11 protein-coding genes, 1 other RNA gene and 1 riboswitch are annotated in these 14,482 nt (G+C 39.8%); of the genes, 7 read left to right on the top strand and 5 right to left on the bottom strand.

Translation table 11 applies throughout. From position 1 onward, the window contains the following. Positions 1-3: 3 nt before the first annotated feature. Together ACRRSQ_RS05385 and ACRRSQ_RS05380 are read right to left on the bottom strand one after the other, a co-directional pair. Positions 4-378: a YraN family protein gene (locus ACRRSQ_RS05385; protein WP_440874681.1), complete on the bottom strand. Its 375-nt coding sequence runs from the start codon at positions 376-378 to the stop codon at positions 4-6. Beyond that, the gene (locus ACRRSQ_RS05380) at positions 365-2,245 is read right to left on the bottom strand and encodes a penicillin-binding protein activator (RefSeq protein ID WP_440874680.1); all 1,881 of its coding nucleotides are present in this window, start codon (positions 2,243-2,245) and stop codon (positions 365-367) included. Before ACRRSQ_RS05380 ends, ACRRSQ_RS05385 begins: the two co-directional genes overlap by 14 nt. A gap of 171 nt (positions 2,246-2,416) precedes the next feature. Between ACRRSQ_RS05380 and rsmI the strand changes: the two genes are divergently transcribed. Continuing rightward, on the top strand, positions 2,417-3,265 hold the full coding sequence (rsmI, locus tag ACRRSQ_RS05375) for a 16S rRNA (cytidine(1402)-2'-O)-methyltransferase (RefSeq protein ID WP_440874679.1): 849 nt from the start codon (positions 2,417-2,419) through the stop codon (positions 3,263-3,265). 83 nt (positions 3,266-3,348) lie between these two features. Beyond that, positions 3,349-3,749, top strand: an RNA gene (gene rnpB / locus ACRRSQ_RS05370) — RNase P RNA component class A. 46 nt (positions 3,750-3,795) lie between these two features. Here the strand turns inward: rnpB and ACRRSQ_RS05365 are convergent. Both ACRRSQ_RS05365 and ACRRSQ_RS05360 read right to left on the bottom strand, forming a co-directional pair. Beyond that, positions 3,796-4,476 carry a Fe2+-dependent dioxygenase gene (locus ACRRSQ_RS05365; protein WP_440874678.1) on the bottom strand — a complete coding sequence of 227 codons (681 nt, stop codon included), beginning with the start codon at positions 4,474-4,476 and terminating at the stop codon, positions 3,796-3,798. A gap of 14 nt (positions 4,477-4,490) precedes the next feature. Continuing rightward, positions 4,491-6,812, bottom strand: a complete 2,322-nt coding sequence (locus tag ACRRSQ_RS05360; protein ID WP_440874677.1) for a TonB-dependent receptor — start codon at positions 6,810-6,812, stop codon at positions 4,491-4,493. Positions 6,813-7,270: 458 nt separating this feature from the next. On the opposite strand from ACRRSQ_RS05360, the gene ACRRSQ_RS05355 reads away from it, so the two are divergent. Beyond that, positions 7,271-8,917: a SulP family inorganic anion transporter gene (locus tag ACRRSQ_RS05355; protein WP_440874676.1), complete on the top strand. Its 1,647-nt coding sequence runs from the start codon at positions 7,271-7,273 to the stop codon at positions 8,915-8,917. A gap of 155 nt (positions 8,918-9,072) precedes the next feature. On the opposite strand, the gene ACRRSQ_RS05350 is transcribed toward ACRRSQ_RS05355, so the two are convergent. Continuing rightward, positions 9,073-10,407 carry a helix-turn-helix domain-containing protein gene (locus ACRRSQ_RS05350; RefSeq protein WP_440874675.1) on the bottom strand — a complete coding sequence of 445 codons (1,335 nt, stop codon included), beginning with the start codon at positions 10,405-10,407 and terminating at the stop codon, positions 9,073-9,075. A 237-nt stretch (positions 10,408-10,644) separates the two neighbouring features. Here ACRRSQ_RS05350 and ACRRSQ_RS05345 point away from each other — a divergent pair, with 237 nt between their 5' ends. The 4 genes from ACRRSQ_RS05345 to ACRRSQ_RS05330 all read left to right on the top strand — a co-directional run bounded on the left by ACRRSQ_RS05345 (position 10,645) and on the right by ACRRSQ_RS05330 (position 14,376). Then, the gene (locus tag ACRRSQ_RS05345; protein WP_440874674.1) at positions 10,645-11,556 is read left to right on the top strand and encodes a c-type cytochrome; all 912 of its coding nucleotides are present in this window, start codon (positions 10,645-10,647) and stop codon (positions 11,554-11,556) included. Then, positions 11,553-13,130 carry a DUF7133 domain-containing protein gene (locus tag ACRRSQ_RS05340; protein ID WP_440874673.1) on the top strand — a complete coding sequence of 526 codons (1,578 nt, stop codon included), beginning with the start codon at positions 11,553-11,555 and terminating at the stop codon, positions 13,128-13,130. The genes ACRRSQ_RS05345 and ACRRSQ_RS05340 overlap by 4 nt, the downstream gene beginning before the upstream one ends. After that, the gene (locus tag ACRRSQ_RS05335) at positions 13,123-13,878 is read left to right on the top strand and encodes a 3-keto-disaccharide hydrolase (protein ID WP_440874672.1); all 756 of its coding nucleotides are present in this window, start codon (positions 13,123-13,125) and stop codon (positions 13,876-13,878) included. Before ACRRSQ_RS05340 ends, ACRRSQ_RS05335 begins: the two co-directional genes overlap by 8 nt. A gap of 116 nt (positions 13,879-13,994) precedes the next feature. Next, a riboswitch (cobalamin riboswitch) is annotated at positions 13,995-14,238 on the top strand. After that, positions 14,197-14,376: a hypothetical protein gene (locus tag ACRRSQ_RS05330; protein ID WP_440874671.1), complete on the top strand. Its 180-nt coding sequence runs from the start codon at positions 14,197-14,199 to the stop codon at positions 14,374-14,376. (Overlaps the previous riboswitch by 42 nt.) The last annotated feature ends 106 nt before the right edge of the window (positions 14,377-14,482 follow it).

Raw genomic sequence — 14,482 nt, 5'->3', positions numbered from 1 at the left:
AAGTTAAAAGGCATTTTTAAGCCAGGTTATTTCAGGTTGATGTTGTTGACCTAATAAGGCAACGACATCAAATCGGCACGGCGTATTATATTCATTTAACTGCTGTTGTTGCAGAAAAAAAGCCGCACATTGTTTAATTTTTTGTTGCTTGCTCGCTGAAACCGCCGCCAATGGGCCGCCAAACTGATTGCTTTTACGATACTTTACTTCGACAAACACCCAAGTGTTTTGTTCGCGCATAATTAAATCAATTTCACCTTGGCGACTGTGAAAGTTTTTCGTAAAACTGGTAAGTCCCTGTGAGATTAGATATTTTTCAGCTAACGCTTCAAGCGACTGACCAACGGCAACGGTATTTTTATCTTTAGTCCAAAACAATTTCCTGCACCTTATTTTTACGGTAATTTCCCCATAATAAACTGCGGGTTAGAATATTGTTTTGTGTTAATTGCAAGGTGCCGGTTTGACCAAAGTGTCGAACATAAGGTTTAGCTTTCATGGCAGCAAGTTTATCAATTAGTGCATAACTGTCGTAACCCATGGCAAAAATACGCTTGAGGGTAACACTTTGCTGTGGCCACAAGGCGTCTGACTGCTGCGCTAATAAACTGTTTTGTTGTTTGCTCGGCAGTAACCATGGAATTTCAGTAAAGGTTAGCCCATAAAGATCATTATAAACGCTTGCATCAGCAACCGCGCTATGGCTGCGTGAACTTGCATAAACGGGGATTAACTTGGCAAATGGACTAATGTTGACATCAATATAGGGTTTTAATAACCGCGACTCTTGCGGTGTGCCGATTAAGTAAATCATGTCGACGTCGCGGCGATTGCGCGATTCATATTTAATGTTTTGCTTCAGGCGAGTGTTTAACTCTTTTATACGCGCAAGGCTACGGTCAACTTCTAAACTGGCTTTTATCTCGTCTTGCATTTTTCTGCCACGTTCAAAAGTTAATGTTTCTGGCATCTTTCCGGTGATTTTCTGCCATTGCTGAGTAAAGCTATTGGCAATTCGGGCGCTGGTTGCATCGTTATGGGTGAGTACAACAGGATGTTGATATTGTTTATTGCTAAGCACCGTTGCTGCTTGAATAGCTTCATCTTCAGGGCGCATTGAAAATGCAGAAATATGCTTAGCTGTGATCGCTTGCTCAGGAATATTTAGCAGTAGTGTCGGTAAGGTTAACTCACTTTGTTGTAGATATTGCTCAACGTTACTTTTTAATAACGGACCAATAACCGCATCTATGCTCAACTGTTCAAATTCAAGGCTAAGGCTGGCCATGTCTAATTCATTGGTATCAATAAAGTGCAGCTCTTTTTCTGGCTGATTTTGATAAGCCATTAAAATGCCATGCTGGGCTGAAAGCCCGGCCGCTTTTTGCTTACCCGATAACGGCAATAATACCGCAACGTGCTGGTGGCTTGTTATATCGCTAATATCATTTGTTAACATGTCAGCAACAACAAGTTGTGCAGGGTGATTAGTATTCGTGCGTTGCCATTGATTTAAATAACGAGATAACTGATCAACGTTCGCGCCAAATTTTTGCGCATAGCTAAGCAGCTGTGTCCAACCTTTTACTTGCGGTGCGTTGGTTTGGTTGAGTTGATTGACTTGCCACGTTGATATTTGCGTTAATTGTTGCCAAATTTGCCAGACATCATCGCTGCTTGCTTGAGAATTTAAAGCAAAGGCGTGCAGTTGCGCTTCAATGGCTGCAACTTGATTGTTTTTAACCGCTTCAACTTGGCTGAGTGTTTTATAGTAGGCGTATTGATGACTTAACTGGTGCTTTTGCTTGAGCTCGTTCGCATCGTTAAGCTGGGTTGTAGCACGGTCAAAATCGTTTAACGCTAATAACGCCTGTGCTTTTATCAAACTTAAGCGGTAATCTTGATTGGCGGAAAGCGAAGCTGTTTGCTCGGCAGCAGTAATCAATGCGCTGTTTTGAGTTGCTAGCCATAACGCTTGGTGATATTTCTGTTCGTACAAGTACTGCTCACTTGCACGGACTAATAATTCGATTGCCTGCATTGGCTGAGCATTTTCGGCTTGTTGCAAATAGTGCTGCGCTGAAATATTAACATCGGCATCTTCGGAAATAGGCGTTGCAACAGGCGTTGTTTGCTCAGTTTTGGTGGTTTTTGTTGGGCTGGTACTACAACCAAGCACAAGTGTGGTAAGAGCAATAACGATAAAGCTTTTGCGAGCAAAACATAACGAAGTTACTTGTGTCATTAATGGGAAATCCATATTGATAAAAAGAATCAAAATAATGAAACTTCAACAATACCTTGATAGAAATCTAGGCATATAGATGAAATGAGCACGGATTGCTTATCTCTTGAAGTTATTTGCGTATATAATAAACCTCATCTCAAATAGTCTCAACTTAAGTGAACAAATAACATGCATGAGCAGGCAAACGCTGGAACTTTGTATATCGTAGCAACGCCAATTGGTAATTTAGCCGATATTAGTCAAAGAGCTTTAGATACTTTAGCACAAGTTGATATTATCGCCTGTGAAGATACCCGTCATACCCAAAAGTTACTGTCAGCGTTTTCAATTAAAAATAAAACGCTATCTATGCATGATCATAACGAACGACAACGACAAGAATACATTGCTGAGTTATTGCAGCAGGGTAAAAACATCGCTCTAGTATCAGATGCTGGCACACCACTAATCAGTGACCCTGGCTTTCACTTAGTGCGTCATTGTCGTAGTTTAGGCTTAAAAGTCTCGCCAGTGCCCGGGGCATGTGCCGCTATTTCTGCCTTATCTGTTGCAGGTTTACCGACTGATCGTTTTACCTTTGAAGGCTTTTTGCCGTCTAAATCTGGTGCTAGACAAAGTACCTTGTCAGAGCTTGCTGATGAAACCCGTACTATGGTTTTTTATGATGCGCCGCGCCGCGCCATCGACACGGTAGAAGATATTGTTAAAACCCTCGGCGGTCAGCGTTATGTGGTGATCGCTAGAGAGTTAACTAAAACCTTCGAAACCATTCATTCTGATACTGCAGAAAACTTATTAGCTTGGTTACAGCAAGATCCTAATCAGCTAAAAGGGGAGATGGTACTGATTATTGAAGGCCATAAAGTTGACCCTAATGCAATTTCACCACAAATTTTAGCAACATTAGAATTGTTGGTTAAAGAATTGCCTCCGAAAAAAGCGTGCGCCATTGCGGCTAGTATTTATGGCGTGAAGAAAAATACCTTATACGAAATGGCGTTAAGCTTTAAACGCTAATTCGAGTTTGTTGTCGAATTCGGTTACTAAATAATACCGCCTTAATACTAGCGCTTAGCTTAGCGCTCAGGTAGAATGCGCCCCGAGTTGACCAGACAATCGCTGCTTGCTGAATTTATTTAGCAAGGGGAGGAAAGTCCGGGCTCCAATGAGCAGGGTGCCAGGTAACGCCTGGGCGGCGCAAGCCGACGACAAGTGCAGCAGAGAGAAGACCGCCGATGGCCTTTCTTATTTATAAGGAAAGCACAGGTAAGGCTGAAAGGGTGCGGTAAGAGCGCACCGGGTTGCTGGTAACAGTAATTGCAGGGTAAACTCCACCCGGAGCAAGACCAAATAGGGTTTCATTACTTTAAATAGTATACGCGTGGCTCGCGCGGAAACCGGGTAGGTTGCTTGAGCCTTAGAGCGATTTAAGGCCTAGACGAATGATTGTCACTTTTCTTTTGAAGAGATACAAAACCCGGCTTATGTGTCAGCTCACCAATTCAATAAACCCCAGCAGCCATGCTGGGGTTTTTCTTTTTTAGCCACTATAACTGAGAAAACTGCCTGATTAAGTTGTGATAAACATTATGCAAGCGGTCAAGCTCGGCTCTATCGGTTTGCTGTTGTTGGATCAAGGTTTGAATGGTGGCGTCTAATTGAAAAAGTGTTTGTCTCAACGTCGCATCCGGTATCATACTTTGCATCCAAGTAATGGCAGCAAGGCGTTTACCTGAAGTCACTGCGGTAACTTTATGTAAGCTACTTGACGGATAAACCACGGCTTGTCCGGCGCTAAGTTTCACTTTTTGTTCGCCAAATTCAGTGGCAATCACTAACTCTCCGCCTTCGTACTCTTCGGGTTCATTTAAAAAAACGGTCATAGATACGTCGCTTCGTATTACATCTTGGCTATTAGGCAAGCGCATAATGGCCGCGTCGACATGATAACCATATTCTTCACTTACACCGTATTGATTAAAACAAGGTGGAAATATTTTGTGTGGTAATGCCGCTGAAATTAGCTGAGGTGTTTCGCCAACACGCGTCAACAGGCGGTTAGCCAGTTGACGAATGTTAGCGTGATTTGCATCGGCTTGTTGGTTGTTTTTGACTGAGCTTGCCATACCCATAGCCGTATTTTTGCCATCTAGCCAAGGTGACGCGTCAAGAATTTGTTGAAACTCTTGTACTTCCGCTTTTGATAAAATCTGTTCAATAACAACCATATGTTGCTCCTAAATTAAAATTCGAAGTTAGCCGTTAAGCGAGCATTTTGCGCATCACCTAAGTACATAAATGAACCTGAACGATAAGCCGCTGTCCAATATTCTTCATCAAAAACATTACCAATGTTTAATCTAAAAGACAGTGACTCTGTTGGGTAGTAGTTGGCAAAAAAGTTAACCACTTGGTAATCAGGCACCACGATAGAGTAGCGATTGTTTTCTTGATCATACCCGGCAGCGGTGTCTGGCTGACCACCAAACATTTCACTTTGGTAGGTATAATTAGTACCAACAACCCATTGTTCGTTTATTTGGTAACGTAGTTGCGCAAAGGCACTTTCATCAGCAAAGTTACTTAGATCACGGCCAATGTTTTCTTCATCATATGAGGCTAAAACTTCCGAGTCCATTAGTGCTAGTGACATTTGAATGCTTAATTTTTCGGTAATATCACCCACTAAGCCAACTTCAATACCTTCAACGCGGTTTTTACCGGTATTTAATGAACCTAAGGTTGAATAGCTGTCGCCAACACTTTCCATAACATCTTTTTTGGTCATGCGAAACGCTGCTGCTGTTAGCATTAATGCATCGTCTACTAGCATGATTTTAGTGCCTAGCTCGATGTTTTCAACCGTTTCAGGGCTAGCAACAGCGGCTTGATCTGGGTCGCCACATAAACCACCGTAACCACAGTTAGCGCCTAAATCAGACTCGCCACCATTAATGTTGGTTGCTGTGCTGTAGGTTAGGTAAACATTGGTGTCTTTGTTGAAGTCGTAAACAAAACCTAAATGACCATTGTATAAATCGTCTTTAAAGGCGTAAGCATTCTCAACACCACGACTTACGGTGTCGTTAGTGTATTCAAAACTGTCTTGACGAAGACCAAAAAATACACTCGATTGCTCAGTTAATTGCACCGTGTCCATAAAGTAGATAGAGGTTGTTTCGATATTAAATAAAGCGTCGACATCGCCACGCTCATAACTGCGATTCATTAGCGCAGAAATATTATCTACGGTGTTACCTTCACCATCCAAAATACAATAACCGCTTGAAACACCGCGTCTGCCTTCAACTAAGCAATTGCCTTCATTGTTATTGGTAATCGTATAAACGCCGTTGTCGACTGACTCATCGCTATAATCTAAACCAAAAACAAGTTTGTGTTTGAAGTTGTCAGTATTGATATCCCAAAATAAATTAAATTGAGTGGCAAAATATTCAACTTGTTGCCAGCCTTGATGGGTACTAAGTGAAAGGGTATCTGCACCCGGAGCTACCGGATCCGTTTCAGCTCGGCTGCCGCCTCTTACACCGGTAGCAATATAACCGTTTTCGGTATCGCCCATACGTGTAGCATTGTAAAAACGAATGTTGTCGCTAATTTCATAAGTGGTGCGCAAGGTAAAGGTGGTGACTTCTGAGTCAAGAAAATCTGTATCTTGTGCGTATACCGGAATGTCTTCAATTGGATGGCGAGTTTCTTGATCGAAGTAGCTGCCTAAGTCAGGAACATCGCTCGCCTCTAAATAATAAATATCAGCGATAAATTCGAGTTTATCTGTTGCTTCATATACACCAGATAATTGCACGCCGTTTCGTTCGCGTTCAATGCCATCTCGGCCTGGTTTTGTTTCTTCAGCCATAAGTGCATTGATACGTACCGCGGCATTTTCTGCCACAGACACATTATAATCTAGCGTTAAACGGGTATGGTCATCAGTACCTAAACTCGCATCTACACGACCGAAGTTGTATGAGGTTGAAGCCTTTTTAGTGATCGAGTTAACGGCACCGCCAGAAGAGCCTCGACCAGCAAAGGTAGAACTTGGGCCTTTGGTAATTTCAACACGTTCAGTGGCGAAGCTTTCACGTGTGGTCATGCCAGGATCACGCAAACCATCAACAAAAACATCACTACGTGCTTCATGACCACGAATAATATAACGATCGCCAAAAGCATTGCCATTTTCACCGGTACCTAAAGTGACACCCGCTTGCGATGATAATATGTCTTTCAAATCAGTATTACCTGACTCCTGAATTTGATCTTGAGTCAGTACGGTAATTGTTGTTGGCGTATCGATTAAATCAGCAACACGGCGCGGATCGCCAGATTTGTCGAATCGATAAATTGAATTGCGCATACCATGTACTTGAATACGTTCCATAGCATCTTTTGATTGTGCATTTTCGCATTTCTCAGACTCTGCTACGCATTCATTATTTTGACTTTCAGCATAGACATTGCTGCTGCCAAAAACTAAGGCTGCCGCTAATGCTGTTGCGCCAAGCGCTTGTTTTTCATGGTATCGTTTTTTTATTTTCATTTGTAAAGTTATTTCCCTGTTTAGTAAATCGCGCAGTAGGGTAACAATAAGTTACACGAATGTAAATCTAAATGAGATCGATTATCATTTGTGTTGGTTTTTTTTGTTGTTGGTGCTGTTTAAAAAATAAAAGTTCGTTAGCAGTTAAAATAAGGTTTAGTGACGATCTTGAGGGTGTAATAGTGAGTTTTTATTTGTATTAATGTTTAATTATTTTTTGTTATCGCAACAATTCGTCTGTTAATTTCTTAAAAATATTTACACCATAACAACGCCATAAAGTTAGAGAGTAAAGAAATGAGTTTAGAAGTCTTGCTTGGCGAGCGAGCTATCAATAAAATAGGCGCCATTCCTAGTGGTACACCATGAACTGTTTGTTCCCCGTAAAAATTACCTAGCTTGTCATTGAGTAAATTTGAGTTGGGTTTTAGTTTTTGAATTATTTATATGAGTAAATTATGTTATTTAATCGTTTCGAAAGCATCAATTTAAAAGGTGATGTTTTTGGTGGTGTAACAACGGCTATTATTTCCTTGCCGTTGGCACTAGCTTTTGGTGTCGCCTCCGGTGTCGGCGCTGACGCCGGACTTTGGGGCGCTATCATGGTTGGGCTTTTTGCTGCCCTTTTTGGTGGCTCTAGCTCACTTATTTCTGAACCTACGGGCCCGATGACTGTGATCATGACAGCGGTATTAACTAGCATGATGGCTAAATACCCCGAGGCAGGCATGGCAATGGCATTTACCGTGGTAATGATGGCAGGTGCTTTTCAAATATTACTCGGGACATTAAAACTTGGTAAATACGTTACTTTAATGCCCTATAGCGTCATTTCGGGCTTCATGTCAGGTATTGGCGTTATCCTTATTGTATTGCAGTTATCGCCTTTGTTAGGGCAGGCGGCGCCATCTGGAGGTGTTATTGGCACGTTATCTGCGCTGCCTAATACCATAGCAAATACCAGTTTTAGTGATTTATTTTTGGGCGTACTTACCCTAGGTGTTTTGTTTTATTTTCCAAAAAAATACCGCAAGTATGTTCCGGCTCAGTTAATTGCCTTAGTTGCTGTAACGTTATTGTCGATTATGTTTTTTGATGTTGATAGCGTGCGACGTATTGGCGTAATTCCTGATGGTTTACCTTCTTTAGTGTTGCCTCATTTTAACGCTGAAATGTTTACGACTATGGTTATCGATGCGCTTGTATTGGGTACTTTGGGCTGTATTGATACGTTACTAACTGCGGTTATTGGCGACTCTTTAACACGTAAAGAGCATGACTCAGACAAAGAGCTTCGTGGTCAAGGGATCGCGAATATGATTTCTGGTTTATTTGGCGCCTTACCCGGCGCTGGTGCAACCATGGGCACAGTAACCAATATTCAAGTAGGTGCTCGTTCACCGCTTTCTGGCATTGTACGTGCGGCTGTTTTGGCGCTTGTTGTTTTGGTGGCTAGTGGATTAACAGAACCTATTCCGATGGCGGTATTAGCAGGGATCGCAGTTTACGTTGGTTTAAATATTCTAGACTGGAGCTTTATTCAGCGCGCGCACAAGGTAAGCTTGCAAGGCATGGCCATTATGTACGGGGTGATGTTTCTTACGGTTTTTGTTGATTTAATTGTCGCGGTTGGGCTTGGCGTATTTATTTCCAATATCATCATTATTGAAAAGCTTAGCAGAGAACAAGCGCGTAAGGTAAAAGCGATTAGTGACGCTGACGAAAATGACGTGCCTTTAACCAATAATGAAAGGACGATGCTAGAAAGCGCCAATGGCAAGGTACTGTTCTTTTATTTATCTGGCCCAATGATCTTTAGTGTTTCTAAAGCGATATCGCGACAACACGCTAGCATAGAAGATTATGAAGTGATGATTTTAGATTTAACCGACGTCCCTATGTTTGATGTTACCGTTGGACTTGCCTTAGAAAATGCGATGAAAGATGCGCAAGAAGCTAACTGTGAAGTTATATTGTTGTGCCCACATGAGCAAACACGTAAGCAACTGAAAAAATTCAAAGTATTAGAATTACTAAAAGACGATAAAAACTACGCGACTAGACAAGAAGCATTGCAAGCGTCGCTGACTTTAATCGCTAAATAACCGCTTGTGAAGTAAGTTCAATCAAGCTTTATCGATATAAACCCATATTAATATAAACCTATATTTAAATAAAACTCGGCATTAACTCGCATTCTAAAAACCCCAGCAGCAATGCTGGGGTTTTTGTATAAGCGTAATCTAATCAAAGGTCGATATTAATCAGGCATTGCCCAAATAGATTTAATATCTAATAAACCTGAATCAACTAAGGTTGAATCTAAGTCTGTACGATTAAAACTTGATGCAGAAAATATTAATTCAATATTAGAAGTCGCCTTTCCAAGAGACTGAAAGTGTTGTTTAAATTCTGCTGATGATAACTTCGTTTGGCTAGTTAAATACTTTGCCATTTGAATAACTGAAGCATCGGAAAAGCCAGCAAAAATGTAAAACTGATTACCACTGGGCCCATAAAACTGAGCAAAAGAGCCATAGTCGGTATATTCTTGCTCCAAATCCCCTGTGACACTATAAGTTTTTGCAGATTTTTTATGTTTAAGTGCTGGAGATGCGGTTCTAATTTGGAAATTAGAACCCTGTAAATATGCGTCTAATATTCCAAGTGATTTGTATAATCCAATATAAATAATATTGTGTTCACGCAAATCTGTAGCGGTTAGAGCTGAAGCCAACCGAATATTGACTGATGAATTATCATTAAACAAAGGCAATATATGCTTCAATGCAAAAACACTATTTTTAAGTAAAAATGCACTTGATGCTTTGTATGTTTTTGTGCGTTTTTCGGGATATTTGTTTAAATATTTTTCAAATTGACGATTCGAATTGATGCCAAATTCACGTACTGCTCTAAGGTGGCTCGTGTGAGGATCAACTTCGGTTAACATAAACAAATCACCAATTACAATTAAGGTCGGTTTTGCGTTAGAAAACAAAGGCTGCCAAAGTGCGTGTTGACGAATAGCATTTTTAAAGGTTAGTGATTGGTTACTTACCGTATTACTTTTTGAAGTACTTTCGCCATTATCAGGATTATTTTTGAACACATAATTTGCGATGAAGACAAGGTTCAGTATCACCGAAAGTGTCACTACCGTGACCAATAAATAGAATTTTCTAGAGGGATTTTTGTTGTCGTTAATTGGTGCTTTTTGTTTTGGCACGCAGGTAAATTCTAGCCCATAACCGCCGGTTGGAATTGTTATTTGAAAGACTTCATTTTTACCTTCTGTTTGATAATAGGTTTCTAACTTTTTACGTAAATTTGAAATATATACTCTAATAGAAGCATCTTCAGAGGGGTCGAAATCGTCTGACTTATTTAAAGCACCAGTGGCTATTTCAAATTCTTTAGGCGCTTTGGCTAATTCAGTATTTTCTAATGCTCTTAAATAGTAACTCACCAAAAAACTTAACAACTTACAATTGATTTTAGAGCGACCTAATACCTTGCTATGTTTAATGCGCTCTAGTTGTTCGTTAATCGCGTCTTTTGTCGGTATGTCGGCACATTTATGTAAATTATTCATGTTATATAACAGTTAAATTAACTGTCCAAGTTACGGTTAAGTATAAGTTTTTACTTTTTTATTTTTATCAATGCTGCAAAGTTGTAAGTCGATTTTTACTTAACGTATAACGACTAAATAAAAGAATAAGAAACAGAGATTAATTACCCAGTTAAACTGCTTAGCCTACTTTATCACAGCTAAACAGCGAGCTAGTTTATTTAATTTCACGGAGTTTTAATAGCTTAAGAGTAAATTATGAATGTCAAAAAAAAGTCGACCTATTTACAGTTAACACTGTTGTTCATAAGTGGGTTTATATCAACAAGCGTCTTAGCGATCGAACAAGGTAAAGTCGCTTTTAACGAAAACTGCAAAGCTTGCCATTCGCTAGACCGGTTCAATACTGGACCTTCTTTGGTATACATTAGAGATAATTACCCTGATGAAAACCACGCGGCTTTTTTAGCATGGGTAAAATCTCCGGGTAAAAAAAATCCTGACTCAATTCAAATGCCGCCAATGGCACATTTAAGCGACACGGTTATTACTCAGATACATGAGTACATACTAACCGTTAGCCAACATATTAAAGAACAAAAAGATAAGCCTAAATTTCCACCTTTTAAACGGCCGGCAAGAAAATATCCTTATGTTACTCGAGGCGTTTTACCTTTTACGAGCCCTGCATCTATTGTGGTAAGTCTAACGCCTAAATTGTCAATTGTTTGGGATAGCACTATCGCTAAGGTGCGTTATGCATACCCAACGTTTAATTCATTTAATGGCGAGAAAAAACGCGAAGAAAATAATAAACAAATTTTATATAGAGAAAACGACAATACTGGCTTTTCTTTTATTCAAGACCAAGCCATTAAATTTCTAGGCTATGAACTTATCGAAGGCTACCCAGAGTTTCATTACCAAGCAGGTAATATGGAAGTTAAAGAAAAAATTACCCTAGGTTCTACACCACACAGCTTTAAGCGTAGCTTTCAAATTAGCGGAATTCATCAACAGGACGACAAGATCAGTTTAGACCTATCTCATGCAAATAAAGGCGGAGCTTCGAGTAAAATTATTGCTAGCCGCGGGCGTTTAAATAACAACATATTAAATTTAACGGCAACCGACGTGAACAATTTTAGTGTAGAGGTAGTATTGCCATGAAAATATTAACAAGTTTACTCGCTTTACCGCTAACACTGGGTCTGTTATTCGGGCTGGCACTAAGTCCAATTGCTCACGCTGAAAAAAATCCCTGGCTAGATTATTACGATATTGAAAAAGTGGAGTACCCGAAAACGCTCGATCCACAAATAAGTGGTTTAAGCGCTTTAAAAGATGGAAGCATTGCGTTAACGACTATTAGCGGCGACGTGGTTTTGTATCAGCCTAAAAATAAAACATGGACAACTTTTGCCACTGGTTTAGATCAGCCTTTAGGGATAGTTCAAGACAGCAAGAACAGTTTTGTCGTGATGCAAAAACCAGAACTTACTCGATTAGTCGATAAAAACAACGATGGAAAAGCAGACCTTTATCAAACTCTTTATAACGGGTTTGGTATGACAGGAAATTACCATGAATTTGCTTTTGGCCCAGTGGTTGATAGTAAAGGAAACTATTACATCTCGCTTAATATTGCCTCTAACTTTAATGGCATCAATCAGTATATTCGAGGGGAATATAGTGACATGTGTCCGCCAGAAGACCAAATGCGTCAATGGCATGATTTTAAAAAGTGGATGGCAGGTTATAGAAAACAAGTGACTCGCATGTTTTCTTGTGTACCTTTTCGAGGTTGGGTAATGAAAATATCGCCTGATGGCAGCGCAGAACCTTATGCATCAGGCTTTCGCTCTCCAGCCGGTATGCATATTGACCCTCTAGATAAGCTTTGGGTTACTGACAATCAGGGAGATTGGATTGGTACAAGCCCGTTGCATCAAATCAATCAAGGAGACTTCGCAGGTCACCCAGCTTCGCTACATTGGCTGAAAGGTTGGAAGATTAAACATAAAGACGTTACTACCAATGACTTGCTTAATATACGTAAACCTTCTGCAGGTTTGTTTCCGCAAGGAGAGTTAGCTAACTCTCCAACTCAACCGTTATCTACAATTAAACCGGAATTGTTCGGTTTGCCTGAAGGTGAGTTGATTATCGGTGATATGAATATCAACAACCTTATTCGCTTTTTACCAGACCCAATAGAAGGCGTTATGCAAGGAACACTTATCCCATTTATTAGTGGTGATGAACTTGGTATTGGTAATTTTCGACTAGATTTTTCTTCTGATGGCAGTTTGTGGATTGGTAAAGTTCATTTAGGGTGGGCTGGCGATGAGGGCTTGCTAAAAATAACTAAAAAGCCCAACGACATTTTTATCGTGAATAAAGTTAAATTATTACCCGATGGCTTTGAAATTCGCTTTAATAATGCGCTTACTAATGTACCTACAGAAATTAATATCACGCGACATGGTTACCATTATCACGCGAAGTATGGCTCTGAAAAAGTTGGTTTACAAAAAGTGAAAGTGAAAAATATTCACTTAGATAAAGATAAAAAAAGCATAAAAGTTATCACTGAAAAATTAATTACAGGTCAGTTGTATACCTTAACTTTAAATGATGTAAACGATAATAAGAATCAACCTCTCATGGGAAAAGTACTTAGATATAACGTAAATAAGTTACTTCAATCTACTGAATTTAAAGGCGCAAATACTCATGACTAATAACATTATAAAGCTAAGTAAAGTAAGCGCTATTCTAATAGGGTTAATAACAACGACAGCAACATATGGGAATAAAGTAGATCCTAAATTAACTGAGATTTGGCATCCAGTACCTAAAAAAGTACAAGTAACCCCAATTCCGTCAGACGCAATTCCTTTACTACAACAAGCAAGTGACGTAGAAAAATATTGGCAGCATACTAATGGAAAGCCGGTTAATTGGATTTACGAAAACGACCGTTTAACGGTGAAACCCAAAACAGGCTCTATTGTTACTAAGCAGAGCTTTTGTGATATGCAATTACACTTAGAATGGCGTGCGCCTATCGTGAGTGAACGCCGTAAAGATGCACCTCTTCATGCTAATAGCGGTATTAAAATACAAGAGCGTTATGAGGTCCAGATTCTTGATACATATAACAATAAAATTTACGTAAATGGTCAGGCCGGTTCAATTTATAAGCAAGCAGCGCCTTTGGTTGATGCTTTATCGCCGAGTGGTAAATGGAATACGTTTGACATTATTTTCCGCGCACCTCAATTTGATAACGCTGGTGTCCTTACTAAACCCGCACATATTACCGTGTTACATAATGGCGTATTAATACAAGACCACTTTGAAATAGAAGGCACAACTATGTATGTTGGTAAAGCAAAATACTTCAACGCACATGGCTGTAAACCTATATTGCTGCAAGATCACAATGGTGAAATTAGCTTTAGAAATATTTGGCTGAGGGAATTGTAAGGTTGAACGACCGGAATGTTTTTAGCTCGCCTTAGTAGATATCAATAATTATTTGTTTTTGTAAAAGCTGGTTTTATAAATTTGCATAGCGGTTGAATAACCTAGATGCATGCCGTAAGATCTGCCTTGATTTAGGTGTCTTGTGTTATTTTACAGATAAAAATTATCAGAAAAATAACGCTTTAAGATGAAACGTGAAACTGGTGAAATGCCAGTACTGCCCCCGCAACGGTAACTGTGAGCAGCAACAAAACCACTGTATAAAATCGCTTAGCCAACAGGCTTTGATGATAAATATGGGAAGGTGTTGCAGATGCGATGAACAGGAGTCCGGAGACCGGCCTGATCATATTTATTTTTAGCGCAAAGTTTAACGCCATTCGAATATCGTTAGCTGCTATTGATAAATATTACTCGACAACTGCGGTGGGCGGTTATTCAGAGAAAAGTACACGGTTTGTCTTACTGCCTGAAAATGAAATCATAAAAGCGCATTGATAAAGGTGCATTGTCGCGTTTTATCATTGTGAACGTTATTTTCATTGGCAGCATGTCTTAACTCGTTTACCTACTTTGATTTCCACCACCGTTACTATTAATTGTT

It is taken from the genome of Thalassotalea sp. PLHSN55 (assembly GCF_052030545.1).
GTDB lineage: Bacteria > Pseudomonadota > Gammaproteobacteria > Enterobacterales > Alteromonadaceae > CANMXU01.
Note: the sequence above shows the minus strand (reverse complement) of the source record. Positions and strands in the feature narration are given on the sequence as shown.

Excerpts from the sequence above, each read along its gene's own strand:
- rsmI (WP_440874679.1), top strand. The coding sequence starts at position 2,417 with ATGCATGAGCAGGCAAACGCTGGAACTTTGTATATCGTAGCAACGCCA.
- ACRRSQ_RS05360 (WP_440874677.1), bottom strand. The coding sequence starts at position 6,812 with ATGAAAATAAAAAAACGATACCATGAAAAACAAGCGCTTGGCGCAACA.
- ACRRSQ_RS05340 (WP_440874673.1), top strand. The coding sequence starts at position 11,553 with ATGAAAATATTAACAAGTTTACTCGCTTTACCGCTAACACTGGGTCTG.
- ACRRSQ_RS05355 (WP_440874676.1), top strand. The coding sequence starts at position 7,271 with ATGTTATTTAATCGTTTCGAAAGCATCAATTTAAAAGGTGATGTTTTT.
- ACRRSQ_RS05365 (WP_440874678.1), bottom strand. The coding sequence starts at position 4,476 with ATGGTTGTTATTGAACAGATTTTATCAAAAGCGGAAGTACAAGAGTTT.
- ACRRSQ_RS05345 (WP_440874674.1), top strand. The coding sequence starts at position 10,645 with ATGAATGTCAAAAAAAAGTCGACCTATTTACAGTTAACACTGTTGTTC.
- ACRRSQ_RS05335 (WP_440874672.1), top strand. The coding sequence starts at position 13,123 with ATGACTAATAACATTATAAAGCTAAGTAAAGTAAGCGCTATTCTAATA.
- ACRRSQ_RS05380 (WP_440874680.1), bottom strand. The coding sequence starts at position 2,245 with ATGACACAAGTAACTTCGTTATGTTTTGCTCGCAAAAGCTTTATCGTT.
- ACRRSQ_RS05330 (WP_440874671.1), top strand. The coding sequence starts at position 14,197 with ATGAACAGGAGTCCGGAGACCGGCCTGATCATATTTATTTTTAGCGCA.
- ACRRSQ_RS05350 (WP_440874675.1), bottom strand. The coding sequence starts at position 10,407 with ATGAATAATTTACATAAATGTGCCGACATACCGACAAAAGACGCGATT.